This is a genomic window from Humibacter soli (assembly GCF_054779035.1).
The window spans coordinates 2,425,714-2,440,819 of record NZ_BAAGYX010000001.1; the positions used below are offsets into that span (position 1 = coordinate 2,425,714).

11 protein-coding genes and 1 tRNA gene are annotated in these 15,106 nt (G+C 63.3%); 9 read left to right on the top strand and 3 right to left on the bottom strand.

The window, feature by feature from the left end:
• Positions 1-5: 5 nt before the first annotated feature.
• On the top strand, positions 6-1,421 hold the full coding sequence (locus ACYVDN_RS11205) for a DUF2130 domain-containing protein (protein WP_460571420.1): 1,416 nt from the start codon (positions 6-8) through the stop codon (positions 1,419-1,421).
• A gap of 351 nt (positions 1,422-1,772) precedes the next feature.
• Positions 1,773-2,177 carry a hypothetical protein gene (locus tag ACYVDN_RS11210; RefSeq protein WP_460571422.1) on the top strand — a complete coding sequence of 135 codons (405 nt, stop codon included), beginning with the start codon at positions 1,773-1,775 and terminating at the stop codon, positions 2,175-2,177.
• On the opposite strand, the gene ACYVDN_RS11215 is transcribed toward ACYVDN_RS11210, so the two are convergent.
• Complete coding sequence (locus ACYVDN_RS11215) at positions 2,162-4,909, bottom strand: AAA family ATPase (RefSeq protein WP_460571424.1); 2,748 nt, start codon at positions 4,907-4,909, stop codon at positions 2,162-2,164. The two genes, ACYVDN_RS11210 and ACYVDN_RS11215, sit on opposite strands and share 16 nt — an antisense overlap.
• 968 nt (positions 4,910-5,877) lie before the next feature.
• Here ACYVDN_RS11215 and ACYVDN_RS11220 point away from each other — a divergent pair.
• From ACYVDN_RS11220 to ACYVDN_RS11230, 3 genes are all read left to right on the top strand, one after another.
• Positions 5,878-7,011 carry an AAA family ATPase gene (locus tag ACYVDN_RS11220; RefSeq protein WP_460571426.1) on the top strand — a complete coding sequence of 378 codons (1,134 nt, stop codon included), beginning with the start codon at positions 5,878-5,880 and terminating at the stop codon, positions 7,009-7,011.
• Positions 7,001-9,220, top strand: a complete 2,220-nt coding sequence (locus ACYVDN_RS11225) for a S8 family peptidase (protein ID WP_460571429.1) — start codon at positions 7,001-7,003, stop codon at positions 9,218-9,220. The genes ACYVDN_RS11220 and ACYVDN_RS11225 overlap by 11 nt, the downstream gene beginning before the upstream one ends.
• A gap of 95 nt (positions 9,221-9,315) precedes the next feature.
• The gene (locus ACYVDN_RS11230) at positions 9,316-9,987 is read left to right on the top strand and encodes a DUF6338 family protein (RefSeq protein ID WP_460571431.1); all 672 of its coding nucleotides are present in this window, start codon (positions 9,316-9,318) and stop codon (positions 9,985-9,987) included.
• A gap of 216 nt (positions 9,988-10,203) precedes the next feature.
• Here ACYVDN_RS11230 and ACYVDN_RS11235 read toward each other — a convergent pair whose 3' ends face one another.
• Entirely contained in the window at positions 10,204-10,509 is a 306-nt protein-coding gene (locus ACYVDN_RS11235) for a hypothetical protein (protein ID WP_460571433.1), read from the bottom strand.
• A gap of 468 nt (positions 10,510-10,977) precedes the next feature.
• Here ACYVDN_RS11235 and ACYVDN_RS11240 point away from each other — a divergent pair, with 468 nt between their 5' ends.
• Positions 10,978-12,138, top strand: coding sequence for a tyrosine-type recombinase/integrase (locus tag ACYVDN_RS11240; protein ID WP_460571435.1), 1,161 nt, complete (start codon positions 10,978-10,980; stop codon positions 12,136-12,138).
• Between the two features lie 77 nt (positions 12,139-12,215).
• Positions 12,216-12,365 carry a hypothetical protein gene (locus ACYVDN_RS11245; RefSeq protein ID WP_460571437.1) on the top strand — a complete coding sequence of 50 codons (150 nt, stop codon included), beginning with the start codon at positions 12,216-12,218 and terminating at the stop codon, positions 12,363-12,365.
• Between the two features lie 312 nt (positions 12,366-12,677).
• Here the strand turns inward: ACYVDN_RS11245 and ACYVDN_RS11250 are convergent.
• Positions 12,678-12,764: transfer RNA gene (locus ACYVDN_RS11250), tRNA-Ser, on the bottom strand.
• Positions 12,765-12,836: 72 nt separating this feature from the next.
• Here ACYVDN_RS11250 and ACYVDN_RS11255 point away from each other — a divergent pair.
• Together ACYVDN_RS11255 and radA are read left to right on the top strand one after the other, a co-directional pair.
• Positions 12,837-13,601 carry an SGNH/GDSL hydrolase family protein gene (locus tag ACYVDN_RS11255; RefSeq protein WP_460571439.1) on the top strand — a complete coding sequence of 255 codons (765 nt, stop codon included), beginning with the start codon at positions 12,837-12,839 and terminating at the stop codon, positions 13,599-13,601.
• A 144-nt stretch (positions 13,602-13,745) separates the two neighbouring features.
• Positions 13,746-15,098, top strand: a complete 1,353-nt coding sequence (gene radA, locus ACYVDN_RS11260) for a DNA repair protein RadA (RefSeq protein ID WP_460571441.1) — start codon at positions 13,746-13,748, stop codon at positions 15,096-15,098.
• The last annotated feature ends 8 nt before the right edge of the window (positions 15,099-15,106 follow it).

Below are 15,106 nucleotides of genomic sequence, written 5' to 3' on the forward strand. Positions count from 1 at the left end.
AGCCATTGGAGCAGATCAAGTGCCCGCACTGCGGAGCAGTGTTCACCATGGGCGAGGCGCAGTATGCCAACATCGTCGCGCAGGTGCGTACGAAGGAGTTCGACCAGGAACTCCATACACGGCTCGCCGAGGCGGAGAAGGCCAAGCAGACCGAGATCGAACTGGCTGAGGCGAAGGTCGCCCAGCAGGCGCAGCAGGCTGCCACTCAAAAGGACGCTGAGATTCAGCGTCTGAGGAACGAGGTCGAGGGCGCCGGGAAGGCCCAGTCACTCGCCATCGCCGAGGCCGCCAAGGAGGCACAGAAGGCGCTCGGCGAGAAGGACGCGCAGATCGAGCGGCTCAGGGCCGAGATCGACGGCGCGGGTACCGCGCAGCAGCTCGCCGTTACGAAGGCTTCCGAGGAGGCACAGAGGACGGCGGCCGAGAAGGACACCGAAATCATGCGGCTGCGCGGCGAAGTCGAGAAGGCTGGCACGAGCCAGGAGCTGGCCGTCACGAGGGCCGTCTCGGAGCTGCAGCAGAAACTCACCTCGGCTGAGAGTCAACTCGAGCTCCATGCCGCCGAGCAGGAGGTAAAGGAGTCGGCACTAAAGGAGTTGCACTCCAAGGAGGTTGCACTCCTCCAGGAGCAGGTCGAGCAGTACCGCGACTTCAAGGCGCGACAGTCGGTGAAGCTGCTCGGCGAGTCGCTCGAACAGCACTGCGAGACCGAGTTCAACCGCGTCCGAGCGATGGCGTTCCCCAACGCCAAGTTCGGCAAGGACAACGACATCTCCACCGGCACCAAGGGCGACTACATCTTCCGCGACTTCAGCAACGACAGGGTCGAGTACATCTCGATCATGTTCGATATGAAGAACGAGGCCGACACCACGTCGACCAAGAAGAAGAACATCGACTTCTTCGCGAAGCTCGACAAGGATCGCCGTGACAAGGGCTGCGAGTACGCCGTGCTCGTGTCCATGCTCGAAGAAGGCTCCGACCTGTACACCGGAATCACCGACGTCTCCCACGAGTACCCGAAGATGTTCGTCGTCCGGCCGCAGTTCTTCCTCGCCATCATCGCGCTGCTCAGGGGTGCAGCGCAGGAGACGATCTCGGTTCGCGCCGAACTGGAGCAGGTCAAGCAGCAGAACATCGACATCACAATGTTCGAGCAGAGCCTCGACGACTTTAAGAAGGCATTCGGGCGCAATTGGCGCCTCGCGTCCGACGGGTTCGAGGAAGCCATCAAGCGCATCGACGAGGCCATCAAGGACCTGGAAAAGACGAAGGAGGCGCTGCACAAGTCGGCGAATAACCTCCGTCTCGCCAACGACAAGTCCGAGGAACTCACGATCAAGAGGCTCACGCGCGGGAACGAAACTATGAAGGCCAAGTTCGCCGAGCTCGAAGGTCCGGAGACCCCCGAAGCAGCCTGACATCCGCAGGGGTGCTCCTCGTTCCGTCTTGGGCGTGGGGCACCCCCAACGGATTGCGCCGCACGGTCCAATCACTCGTTACTGACTCCGGCCGCACAGCGCCCTCCGCCTGGCAAGCGTTCCCTCCAATCACCCTGCCGACTCCGCCCGGCCAACGACTATTGCGTGGACCCGTTCAGCATCCCGAGCGCGGATGCTTCGACGGCCCTGTTTACTGGGCAGCACCGAGGTCTCTCCCCCCACATCTGCAACGCGAGAATGGGCGATATGGCGTGGTTAATGCCCATGTCACGAATGAATGAAAGCTCCGGAGGCCCCCCATGTGTCCGAGATTGAGAGGATTCTTGACCTGTGGTCGACTACGTTATGCGTCCGTTGCCCCGACAGGTCGGATCGTCTGGGAGCGCTGCGGTTCAATTCTGCAAAGAGTGGATGGTTTATCTCGGCGAGGATGACACGGTCATCGCGTCGGGCGAGACGGCTGCGATCTGTGATCTGTACAGCTCACGCTACGTCGCGCTGGTTCAGAACCGGATCGGAAACATCGAGATTCCTCTCGTACAGCGGGCGATAGCCCTGGGTACGGCCGATGGACGCCGCGCCTTGGTGTTCCACTCCGGGGGCTGCCTCATCGACGCCGCGCGACTTGCGGACGCGCACGGGATCGCACTGATCACGTACATGTCGCAGTCGGGTGATATTGCGGCACGAAATCGGGTGGCCGTACCGATTTGCCGTTCCTACCGTCTGCCGTAGAGGGGTGGGCCTTGCACGGAAACCCCAGCTGGCGCCGCTTGTCTAGGGGTCACCAGCGCGGCCGAGCGGTTGAGTTCTTCGCGTGCGGCGTTGCGGGACGCTTCGATGGTGGGTTCGATGGTCCCGCGTTGCATCATCTCAGTGAGCTCAGCGGTCGCTGCCTCCGGTGTGGGGGCGGTGAGGATGATGTTGTTGGAGAGTCGTCCGCGGGTGAGACCGACGTAGAGCCCCGCGGCGTCAACACCGGGTCCGACGATCGAACGGTCTGTGGTTTCACCTTGCGCACCGTAGACGGTGGAGGCGTAGCCGAGGTGAATGTGCTGTGCGGCGTAGTCGTGGCTGACTTTCCGAAACTGGGTCGAGTCGTTCAGACCGGCCAGCACGAGACCCTCGTTGGTGATCTGGTGGAGAATCCAGTTCTGCCGGTTCTCGACTCCCGAGGGCTGGTTGTTGCGACGCGTCTGCACGATGTCGCCTTGCAGAAGGGTTTGCCCGGCCTGCCCGACAGCGACCTTACCCGTTGTGAGTGCACCGGTCTGGACACGTCGGGCCTGGATGGACTCATTCACTGCCTGAGCTTCGCTGAGTGTCGCGGTAACGAGGGAGATGGTCTCGCGCCGGTTCGTTGCCTCGAACCACGCGTCGGTCATCGCTCCTTCGACTGCACGGGTGTTGTTGACCAGCTGGACGTGTCCAGTCTCCACGAGGCGGGCTGCCAGGTCGTTCCGGTCCTGTTCCGTTTCGGAACGTCTTAGCTCAAGCGTGAATCGTCCCCACTCCGGATCTTTGAACCTATGCACATCCAGAAGCTCAACCGAATCCCTACTCCGGCGCCAAATGAGTTCCATGGCGCCGGAGTGACCGACCGGCAACGCTTGCTTCGGATCACCGACTGCTGCGATACCAGCACCTGTTTCGTGCGCGAGTTTGACGAGCGCGTTGGCGGCATCGAGGTCGAGCATGCCGGCCTCGTCCACCACGACCCGATCTCCCGGGCGTAACACACGATCCCGGACGCCCTCGAACGGTTGCTGCGTGGTCGGGTCGATTTCACCGATGTTGAGTCGTGACCATACGGTGCGTCCGCTGGCGTCTTCGCTCCACCTCCACCCGTACGTGTGCAGCAGTTGGTGGAGGGATGAGGATTCGCTGCCGACTTCCCGGCCGGCCACGGTGGCGGCTTTCTTTGTCGGCGCGACCACGACGATCCGACGGTTCTGAAGCTTGAGCGCCGCGGCGGCCACCTTCAACATCGTCGTCTTACCGGTCCCGGCTGCGCCGATCACCGTCACGAGAGTGCTCGTGCCGGAAATCACGCGCGCACCATCGATCTGGCCGGAGTCCAAGACACGACCAGGATCGACGACGGCTGCGATCTTCTGCACCGCTTCGGGCGGGAGCGGTTCCCCAGTCTCGGGGAAGAGCGACAGCTGGTTGGCGAGCGAGTACTTCGCCACAACCGTTTCGGTGGCCGCGAGGTGCTTCACGTGATCGGGCACGACCTCTTCCCGGTCGAGAAGGCGGACCGTGTGAGCGGCAACCGCCCTCAGGACGAGTTCATCGACCATCGAGGTGAGGTCATCGCGATCGGTCATCAAGCCCGAAGAGGACAACGCGCGAAGGATGCCGGCGCGGACATCGAACACACTGAACCGGCCACCCGTTCCAGTGGAGCGGCCATCCGCATCCACCACCCCGCGCGCGGCCACGAGATCCAGGTCAATGTCCGCCACGTCGACCGGCGTCACGACCACCGCGGATCGCGCGGTCATGTCAACACCGGCGGCACGGATCTCGTCACGGATGATGGCCGCCCAGCCGTCCTCGTCCAGGTCGCGGGGTTTGTTGGGGCGGTCGGTGGCCCATGCCCACCGGTCGATCTGGTTCAATACATCCCGCGACGCCTCTTCACCGGGATGCTGTTCTCGCCACCACTCGAGACGGGCGGCACGGTTGGTTTCGATCTGCGCTGACCGCTTCGACAACGGCCGCACCAAATGCGTGAGCTGCTCGATCTCCCCGTCCGCGTTCAGCGTGTACCCCTTCGCGGCCAACGCGTGGACCCACGCAGGATCAGTCCGTGCGGCGAGGTCACCCTCCGCGTTCACCACATTCTGGAACCGCAACGCCACCCGCGTATCCAGATTCGACCATTTCCCGTCCTGGCCTTGGACTTTGACGTTCAACCACAGATGGCGATGCTTGTGCGGATCCAACGACCGGGACCGCTCGTGCTTCAGCTCGACCACTTCCACGCGGGCGAGGTCCTCACGGATGAGGCCGCCGGCACCGCGGCGTGCGTTGAGTTCGCTCTGCCAGAGGTGGATGATCCGGTCCCGTAACCGGTCCTGCAGATCCTCATACGCCGCGTTCAACTCCGCGTCGAGGAGAGCCGCGATCGAGAACGACTTCGGGGCGTTCACCGTCGCATCCAACACCAAATCCGCCACCGGAGACTCCAAGTCACGACCGCGTCGTTCACCGATGAGCGGATCGACACCGTCAACCCACGCACGGAGTTGCTTGCGGGTGAGGAGGTCGTCGCGGATGGACCCGTTCTCACATATGTACCGTGTCATCACAGCGTCCGCATAGTCGGCCGCCGCGACCACACCGGCCGCGTCTTTGGCGGTCAACGTGGCGTCACAAACCCCGCCGAAGGCGTACGCGACCGCTTGCTTCACACCCTGCGAAGCAACCCCACGCTTCCACCGCGCCACACCCCCACGCACGATCCCATCGTACCTCTCACTGCAAAGTGCCTGCGTGCATTTACCCTTTTTTCGCCCTCAACCTTCTTCACTCCTTCGTCCGTTCTGCCCGTCTTGTTTTCCTTCCACCTTGATCTCGTCCCCGTCCCTGATTCCTCCGTCAGATCCGCTGTCCATCTGTCGAGAATCCGCGCCAACCCTGTTGGCCAGGACACGCCGACTCCTGCGGCGGCGTTGAAGCTTGGGCGCGCCCGTGAGCATCTTGAGAGCGCGTTGCAAGCTGGAAACCGCATTAGACGCCGGTAATCCAGCTCCTAGAGCTAATCGGGAAGGTTCGACGCGAACTGGGAGATCGTCGCCCTACTCGCTGTCCTGCTCCAGCTGCGCGATCACGAGCACGGCAACGTCAGTTGCGAAACACAGCCCGCAGGGTGCCCAGTAGTGGCGCCAGCTGCGTTTCAGTGCCCCGATCCGCCTTCTCGCAAATGTCGGAGGCAGCTCGTGATATGACCGCTCGATCTGGCGTCATCGATCACTCGGTGGTGCCGCGGATTCCTTCGGCACCTTTCACACCACCAATTCGAGTCGTGAGCCAATCGTCGTCCTGACTCTCCGGCCTCAGGCGAGGATCAATTGGTGAGCTCGAGCGCTCGGACGGGGTCGATGGGGATGAGTTCGTCGAGTTCGGTGGCTAGGAGGGCGACAGTTTTCGTGGCCTTCTGTGGTGACGACGTTGGCGAGTTCTGTTTTCATTGCTCCCGCTGCTTGTCCTTCAGCTGGCCCAACCGTGGCCGGCCGTCGGAGGCAGACCGCCAGGGATCCGCGTCGACGCCTCGCGCCGCGGACCACGCACCGGACGCCCGTCCTTGTTTGACGGTGAACGTTTGACGGTGAGCCTCGGGCCAGGAGACGCTCGTCCTTGGATTCGGAGTGGACTAAAATCCTCATTGGGCTCGCAACTCGTCCATGCCTGACGGTAGAATAGGTATATGAGTGGCGTGGCTATGGAAGACAGTGCGATACAAGAATCGGATGTAGTCCAAGTCATGCGACTTGCCGCAGCGGGCAACGCTTCCGGTGCCCACGCCTTGCTAAGGCGGCTTGCGCGCAAGTACAAGTCATCGGCTCCGAACTTCGCGCGCGCGATTGTTGAGACCCTGCGCGATGGTCCGCTCCGCGCAGTTGGATCCGGTGTCTCCATCGACCAACCGATCGACGCTGACAGCCGGCTTCCGCTGGTTCGTGAAGAGGATCCCGTCGTGATCGCCAACGAGCCAATCCTGGACGAGGGGGTTGCGGCGGCGCTTCAACAGATTACCGATGAGCATCACAGTCGCGAGCGACTCCTTGAGTCGGGCCTCTCGCCGACTCGCACCGCTCTCTTAGTTGGCCCACCAGGTGTCGGGAAGACGCTGGCGGCGCGCTGGATTGCGCGTGAGCTCGGTTTACCTCTCCTCGTTTTGGACCTCTCGGCAGTCATGAGCAGCTTCCTTGGTCGCACGGGCGGCAACGTCCGTCGTGTCTTGGACTATGCGCGTTCCGTTCCTGCAGTCCTGCTCCTTGATGAGTTGGACGCAGTTGCGAAACGGCGAGATGATTCGTCAGAGATCGGCGAGCTGAAGCGGCTGGTTACTGTCCTATTGCAAGAGATTGACGCGTGGCCCGATGGAGCTTTGCTACTCGCGGCAACCAATCACGCCAACCTCCTGGACCCCGCCGTGTGGCGCCGATTCGATGTCATCCTCGACTTTCCTCTCCCCGACGAGAGCTCCCTTACGCAGGGCGTGATGAGCTTCCTCGACGAGCCCAACACCGACCCATCCGCGGCTGCACTCATCGCCCGCCTTTACCGCGGAGAGACACTTAGCCGACTCGAACGAGACGTGTTTCGTGCGCGCCGCCTCGCGGCAATGAACGGCGGATCACCGGTTGATTCACTCCTTGGTTTCGCCAGAGAGCGGTTCTCACGAATGCCACCCAGTGAGCGTGGCCCGGCCGCGGCACGTTTGATGGCATTGTCGGGTTTGAGCCAACGTGCAGTTCATGAGATCACGGGCGTTAGCCGTGACACCCTGCGGAAATATGTCGGCCAGGTCAAGGTAGGGGAGAGCGATGGCAGCTGATGAACGATTCTTGCTCGGATATGGCGAGCGGTTGACAGGCCCCGTCCCAGCACCGCACGGCGGACCTCCGCCAGGTCCCGCGTACGAGTTTGAAGAGGCTATCCAGCGGCTCGCTCCCGTCGTTACTCAGACGGCGGAAGCGCTCGAAGCGCTTCCTGCCGATGCGTGTCCTGATAACGAGGCCGTCGCCGTGATGACGCTCCATCCCCAATCGTTGGCGAAGTCTTATCATCCGACACGACTTCTCGGGCAGTACAACCTCCGTCAGGTAGGTTCACGTCCGATCGAGATCCTTCCTGAGAAATGGACAAAAAAGGGTGAACCGGAGTTAAGCCACTCCACTGAGCTCTACATCGCTGGTGACAGGAATTCGTTTGATCGATGGGCAGAAGACTTCTCTACTGTTCCACTGCGCATCCATGAAGCCGTCCGACGGGTCGAGAGCGTCAGAGCACCGGAGACCACTGAACGCCTGCGCAAACTCGATCAAGCCGAGCGCACGGGCGACGCGCTCCTCGTCGAACTCTTGCTGCACGCCGCCGCGACGGACGCGTACATTCTGGAGGGCTTCACGGAATACGCGAGCACCCTCGGTGTCGACGCGCGCGTGGACCGCCGACTCTTCGCCGGCGGCTTGTGCTTCATCCCTGCTGAGGCGACAGCCGAGCAATTGGAGAAGCTCGCACTCTTCTCGTTCCTACGCGTTGCGCGGCCGCTTTCGCGGCTACGCGGAGTACCCGCCGTCGAACGTTCCACTTCGATGCCGAGCCTCGCGGCAGCTCCGCTGCCGGGCGGCGGGGTGGTCGACGGCGACATTCGGGTGGCGGTGTTCGACGGCGGACTCCCGGAGTCCAGCCCACTCGCGCACTGGGTAAACGGTATCGATCTGCCGGGGCTGGGGGAGTCCGTCGCGGCTCTTGAGCAGCACGGTCATGACGTTTGCTCGGCAGTACTCTTCGGCACCTTGACGCCCGGAGTTGCAGCATCGGTTCCATTCGCCCGAGTAGATCACTACCGCGTGCTCGATGCTCGGGCCCAGGAGGATCCGTTCGACCTCTACGACGTGCTGCAACGCATCGACTCCGTCCTGAGCGAGAAGAAGTACGACTTCGCCAACCTCAGCATCGGCCCATATATGAGTGTCGAAGATGACGACGTACATCCCTGGACAGCACTGCTCGACGCTCATATGTCAACCGGGCAGATCCTCGTTTCGATCGCTGTCGGCAATAATGGGGGGTCTCCCGACGAAGCGGACCAACGGATCCAGGTGCCGTCTGACTGCCTCAACGGCCTCGCGATTGGTGCCGCGGACTCCACCCGAGACGGATGGCGGCGGGCTGGCTACAGCGCGGTGGGTCCAGGACGTGCACCCGGCTTCGTGAAGCCCGACGCACTGGAATTCGGGGGCAGCCCTACCGAACCATTCGTCGTTTCCGATCTGCAGACCCGGGGTAATGTCGCAATAACGACAGGGACCTCTTTTGCCGCTCCGAGCGCATTGCGTCGTGGTATCGCGTTGCGGGCACACTTTGGCGAACGGCTTACACCGCTTGGAATTAAAGCTCTCTTACTCCACACGGCAAACGGGATCGGGCATTCGCGCGCCGAAGTCGGCTGGGGCCGGATACCACCCGATCTCCAGCAGATCATGACGTGTGCCGATGGACAGGTGCGCGTTATCTATCAGGGCACCCTTACGCCGGCGCAGTATCTACGCGCACAGATCCCATTGCCTGCCGAGCAGTTGCAAGGCAATGTCAAGATCGGCGCGACGTTTACATTCGCGACCGAGACCGATCCAGAGGACCCGGGGAATTACAGCCGCGCTGGGCTGGACATCACCTTCCGTCCCCATGATCTAACCTTCGCCACGTCAGAAGCAGTGGATCCGAAGCCCGGCCCCTTTTTCCGTCGCAGTGGCTACGACACCGAAGGCACCCTTCGGCGGGATGCGCAACTTTGGGAGACGACACTAAACAGCTCCCGAACGATGCGAGGATCGGGGCTGCGCAATCCTGTGTTCGACGTCCACTACAACGCCCGCGCTAACGGAGCCAATGCGCAATCGCCGCGTGCTATCCCCTACGCGCTGGTAGTAACCGTGGAATCGACGCGGACAGTCGACCTCTACGATCGCGTTCTACGTGCATTCGCCGGCCGCCTAGAAGCATTACAGCCAATTGTCGAGCTGCCGATCCGCGTATAGCGCGAACGCGGCGGGAGGACCGCTCGACGCCTCCTCTCACGAACTGCACGACGCCGTGAAGCGAGCTCTGCGGGTAAGGCGGAAAAGGAGCACATGTGAGCATACCGACGACAGGTTTCGCGGTGCTGGCGATCATCGTCCTTACTGTCCCAGCCCTCGCGTATGCGAGCGTACGACGTTGGGCGGGCGGGGAACGATCAGGAGATCGTGATGTTGGGCTGTCCTTCGCTCGCGGCATTGTGTTCGCTGTTGCCCTTTCGGCCTTCTATGCATTTCTGTTCGGGTCAGTCGTCAGTGGATTGATTAGCATCTCTCCCACGGGCGAAGTAGCGATCAAGGCCCCGCAGTTGGTCGGGCTCGCGGTCCTTGTCTTGTATGTGATAGTTCCATTGGCGATCTCAATTGCGGTCCACCATTCAGACATTGAGTGGGTTGGCGTTAGTCGTGGGCCCTCATGGATTCGGCTGCCCAGGTCGAAGACAGGACGCTCGGACATTCCCACAGCGTGGGACTTCGCCGCCAGCACACGGCAGAACAACTGGATTAGGGTTACTCGCGCCGACGGGTCACGCCTTGCAGGCTGGTACACGGGTGGCTCGTTCATGACCTCGTACCCGGAACCGCGGAGCATCTACTTAGATCAGCAGTTTGAGATAGATGCGGCTGGAACGATCGGCGGGCCACTTCCTGGTCAAGGATTTTGGATAACCATCCAGGACAGCGACATTGTGGAGTGGATCGCCCCGCTAAAGGAGAACGAAGAATGAACGATCGACAGCCCACCCCGCCACCGCCACGGCGCGAAACATTTCGCGGCATTGCGCCGAACGATCACAAGCCGGCACCGCCGCCGCCGAAGACACCGTCTGGCATAGCTAAACCCTCTGGCGGCAAGTAGGCTTCCCGACGGTCTCGTGGGCGGGTGCGTTTCCGCAGACGCGGCGTCGACCGGGCAATGTCCCTGGGAATCAGCATCATGTCCTTCAGGGGGCCATTAGTCGGATACCCAACCGTGGAGGTAAGTGGTGTCTGGACCGTTGGATGCGGGTAAGGGTCAGGTCCGGAATCGCATGGTAGGTACCGTGCATTGCTTCGGCGCCTTTGCGGACAACGGATGCGAGTGGCGAGCCGGTAGTGGTCGTTACGGTCCATCCTTCGTCGACCAACCAGATGGTGAGTTCGAGTGCTCGGACGTGTTCGGTTGGTGTGAGTTCGTCGAGTTCGGTGGTTAGAAGGACGGCTGTTTCGGTGCCGCCTGTGGTGACCAAGTTCACCAGTTCCGCTTTCATTATTCCCTCTCCTTGATCTTCGGTTTGGCCGGGTGCCTTCTTCTGGCGGTCACGGCGGAGAGACTTCAAGATTCGAATTAAATCCCTCTGCCGCTTTGTTTGCCTTCCGGCAAGAGGGAGCAGTTGTGGTGCTGGAGGAGCGATCAACGGACCGTGGAATACCGGACTAGAGCGCAGCGGCGGGAGGATATGCCGCGAAAGCCGTTGGGCGCGGGGGAAAGCACCACATATGCTCAATCGGCCGGAAGGTAAACAGAACGCGCGAAGAAGCAGCCCCCGGCGCAGCGGGACGACACGACGAGGTCAGAGCCGCAACGCGGCTCCGCTCATGAGTGGTGGTCGACGCGAAGGTCTTACGGTCGTGCAGTATCGCGCAGACCGTGTCGTGGCGTCGCCTGGCCCGGGGCTTCTCCGTCAGGTTGTCGTGGGCCTGTGGTTGCCTGCGTGTAAGTGCTGCGGAGGCACAACATGGGAAGCATTGAGCCTTACGAGGCTGCGGCGGGTAAGCGCTACCGGGTGCGGTGGCGTGATAAGACGCACCGGCAGAAGGAGAAGCGCGGCTTCCGTACCAAGCGTGATGCCGAATTGTTTCTCTCGTCAGTATCGGTTCGCATGGCAACTGGTGAGTACATCGATCCTTCGCTTGCGAGAGCGACGGTCGGGCAACGTCATGCGTCCTGGTTGAACGCGAAGAAGGCGACCTTGAAGCCTTCGGCGTACCGGGTGCTGGAGATTACGTGGCGGTTGCATGTCGCGCCGGTCTGGGAGGACGTCGCGCTGAGTGACGTCTGGTTCTCGGATGTGCAGGAGTGGGTAACGGAGCTGGCCCAGATCCGCAGCCCCGCCGTAACGATTCGAGCGCACGGAATTCTGGCCGGAATCATGGACACGGCCGTGCGTGACCGTCGTATTCCGAGCAACCCGTGCCGCGGCGTCGCGCTGCCTCGCAAGGACAAGAAACGGCATCCCTACCTCACCCATGAGCAGGTTGAGCAGCTCGCGTCTGAGTCACGCGAGCACGGACCGCTGGTCCGACTCCTGGCCTACACCGGCCTCCGCTGGGGCGAGGCCGTGGCCCTCCGGGTGGAGAACGTCGATCTCCAACGACGCCGGCTCCAGGTGGACGAGAACGCCGTAAACGTCGGCGGCGAGATCATCGTCGGCACGCCGAAGACGCACAAGCGTCGAAGCGTTCCGTTCCCGCGCTTCCTCGCCGACGAGCTCGCCGAACTCTGCGCGGGAAAGCCACGGCGAGGGCTCGTGTTCGGGGATGGACATAACCATCAGCGTCGCCCGGACCAGCGGAAGGGCTGGTATGCGTCGGCGAAGAGCCGAAGCAACGTGCCGAGCGACCTGACGCTTCACGATCTCCGGCACACGGCGGCAAGCTTGGCGGTCGCTGCTGGAGCGAATGTGAAAGCGGTGCAGCGGATGCTGGGTCATGCCTCCGCCGCTATGACCTTGGACACGTACGCAGATCTCTTCGACGACGACTTGGATGCAGTCTCGGACGCTCTCGATACAGCGCGCTCAATGTCGGGCGTGGGTGCACGCGGCTTCTCTGGCGCGTCGCTGTCCGAGCAGGCGGACTCTGCGGTGCCGAGCTCAGAGCGCAGACTCTCGGAGTAGCCTTCCGCGTATGACCGCGCCGAAGTTCCTCCAACCCCGCCCGTCCGGGTGGGGCAATTACTCGGAGAGGAACACTCATGGCACGCACATCGGGAAGGCGCTGGAAGGGCTGCCAGCTCTGCAAGCCCTACAAGCACGCCGGTAACGGCGACGCCTACCGCGCACCCTTCAAGGTCCGCCGCCAGACCGGACACGGACGGCGCTGGAACCGCCACGACGTGGACTGAGCATCACAACATCCGTCTGCGACCAGCACCGCCGGTCGCAGACGGATGTCGCTATTTCCGGAAGCCTCGGCGGATCGAATCGCGACGCCGAGCCGGCACGGCGACGTCAAGTGCCGGAGAACTGTCCAGCCGAAACCCTCTTGAACGCCCTTCCGCCGCCGCTCCGAGTGACCTCGACAGGTCGTCGCGGGGCGACTAAGCCTGGCCACTCGTCGAAAAAGTGTGGGCAAATTGTGGGCAAACGCGGTGTCCGGGAGAAGCGAGAACCCCCGGATCCCTTGTAAACACTGGGATCGCGGGGGCTCTTCGCGGCGGTACCGGTGGGATTTGAACCCACGGTGGAGTTGCCCCCACACATGTTTTCGAGACATGCTCCTTCGGCCGCTCGGACACGGTACCGCCGTCTACTGTACGCGACGCGCATCCGCTGGGCCAATCGAGCGCTGTCGCCGCACGACGTACGGTGGGTGGATGCGCGTGCGTCCGGTCATCCTGCTGTCGGCGCTCGGCCTTGTCGTCACCATCGGCCTCTGGGTTCGTCGCTTCCTCACGGCGAGGAGACGCGCTTCGGCCGTGCTGAACGAGACGCTCCCGGTGCACTCCGCATGGTGGCGAGCCCGCGCGAAGGAACAGGGCGAGCTGCTCTACGTCGCGCTCGGCGACAGCTCGGCTCAGGGCATCGGGGCAACGGCGCCGGATGATGGATACGTCGGCATCCTGCTCCGCCGCATCGCGCAGCGAAGTGGCCGATCGGTTCGCACGGTCAACCTGAGCGTGTCGGGATCGACGACGACGGATGCCGTCGGCTACCAGCTTCCACGGCTGATGAAGCTTCAGCCCGACATCGTCACCCTCGCGATCGGCGTCAACGACCTCGCCGCATGGAACGAACGCGCGTTCGCGGCCGGCATCACGGAGATCCTCCACGCGCTGCCCACCGGAGCGATCGTCGCTGATCTCCCCTACCTCTACCTGCCGCGCAGCGAGCGCAGGGTCGCGGTGGCGAATCGACTCATCCGACGACTGGCGGATGCCCGCGGGCTGCGCGTCGCACCCCTCCACGCCGTAACGAAGCGGGCCGGCTTGCTCGGCGTGTTCACCCTCTTCGCCGGCGATCGGTTCCATCCCAACGATGCCGGTTACGCACTGTGGGCGTCCGCGTTCGCGCCGCTGGTCGACGAACGCGTTGACGAGCTCATCACTGCAAACCAGCCGATCGGGCAAGCGGACGCCTGAGCCTCGACCTTTCGATCTCCTCGTCCTCATACCGGACGACCGGTGGGTTCCGCACACCACGGAGCGCTCCCGCCTGCAGCGTCGGCGGTGTGCCGTAACGTCAGCGGCGGGGTCAGAGGCAAGGCAGGGCAGGTCGGAGCGACGATGGCAAAAGCGCAGGGCGGGTACCGCTGCACGGTATGCGGGTGGATGACGGCGAAATGGGTCGGCAAGTGCGGTGACTGCCAGGCCTGGGACACGATGACCGAGGTGACCCAGCCGTCCGGTCGCGTCGTGTCTGCCCGCATCGCCGATGAGCGCACAGCCACGCCCATCACCGAGGTGTCGACGGATGCCGTCTACCACTGGCCCAGCGGCATCGACGAGTTCGACCGGGTCCTCGGCGGTGGCATCGTCCCGGGAGCCGCTATCCTACTCTCGGGCGAGCCGGGCGTCGGCAAGTCAACCCTGCTCCTCGAGGTGGCATCGCGGGCGGCCGCTGCGAAGTCGCGAGTGCTCTACGTCTCGGCCGAGGAGTCAGCCGGGCAGGTCCGGCTGCGCGCGGAACGCACCAGGGCGCTGCACGCGAACCTGTTCCTCGCGGCGGAGACCGATCTGTCGGCCGTGATCGGACAGATCGACGCCGTCGATCCCCAGCTCGTCATCGTCGACTCGGTGCAGACGGTCTCGAACAGCGCGCTCGACGGTCTCGCCGGAGGACCGAGCCAGGTGCGCGAAGTGGCGACCACACTCATCCGGGTCGCGAAAGAGCGCAACCTTCCGATCCTGATCGTCGGCCACGTCACCAAGGATGGGCAGGTCGCCGGTCCGAGAGTGCTCGAACACCTGGTCGACGTCGTGTGCCAGTTCGAGGGCGATCGCCAGACCGCGCTGCGCTTCGTGAGGGCGCTGAAGAATCGCTTCGGTCCGGTGGACGAGGTCGGTTGTTTCGAGATGACGGGCGATGGCATCGCGGAGGTCCCCGACCCGAGCGGACTGTTCCTCAGCCGCAACGCCACCCAGGTCTCCGGCACGTGCGTCACCGTCGCGATGGAGGGCCGCCGTGCCCTTCCCGTCGAGATCCAGGCCCTGGTGATCGACACACAGGCACCGAACCCACGACGTGTCACGAGCGGTGTGGATGCCGCACGCCTCGCCATGCTGCTGGCGGTGCTGGAGCGCCGCGCGAACATCCGCGTCTCCGACAAAGACGTGTATGTCTCGACGGTGGGCGGGGTGCGCCTCACCGAGCCGGCAGCAGACCTCGCGATCGCGATCGCCGTCGCCTCGGCCGTGCGCGACAAACCCATCGGACAGGACACGGTCGCGTTCGGCGAGATCAGCCTCGCCGGTGAGGTGCGCACGGTGAACGCCGCGCGCCACCGCGCTGCGGAGGCGTCACGCCTCGGCTTCCGCACCCACGTCGACTCCAGCGCCGTCAGCATCAGCCAGGCGCTGCGCACCGCGTTCGCCTCGGGGCTGAGCCCACGGGAGCGTGAACTCGACGCCGCGTTCTGACATCGCGA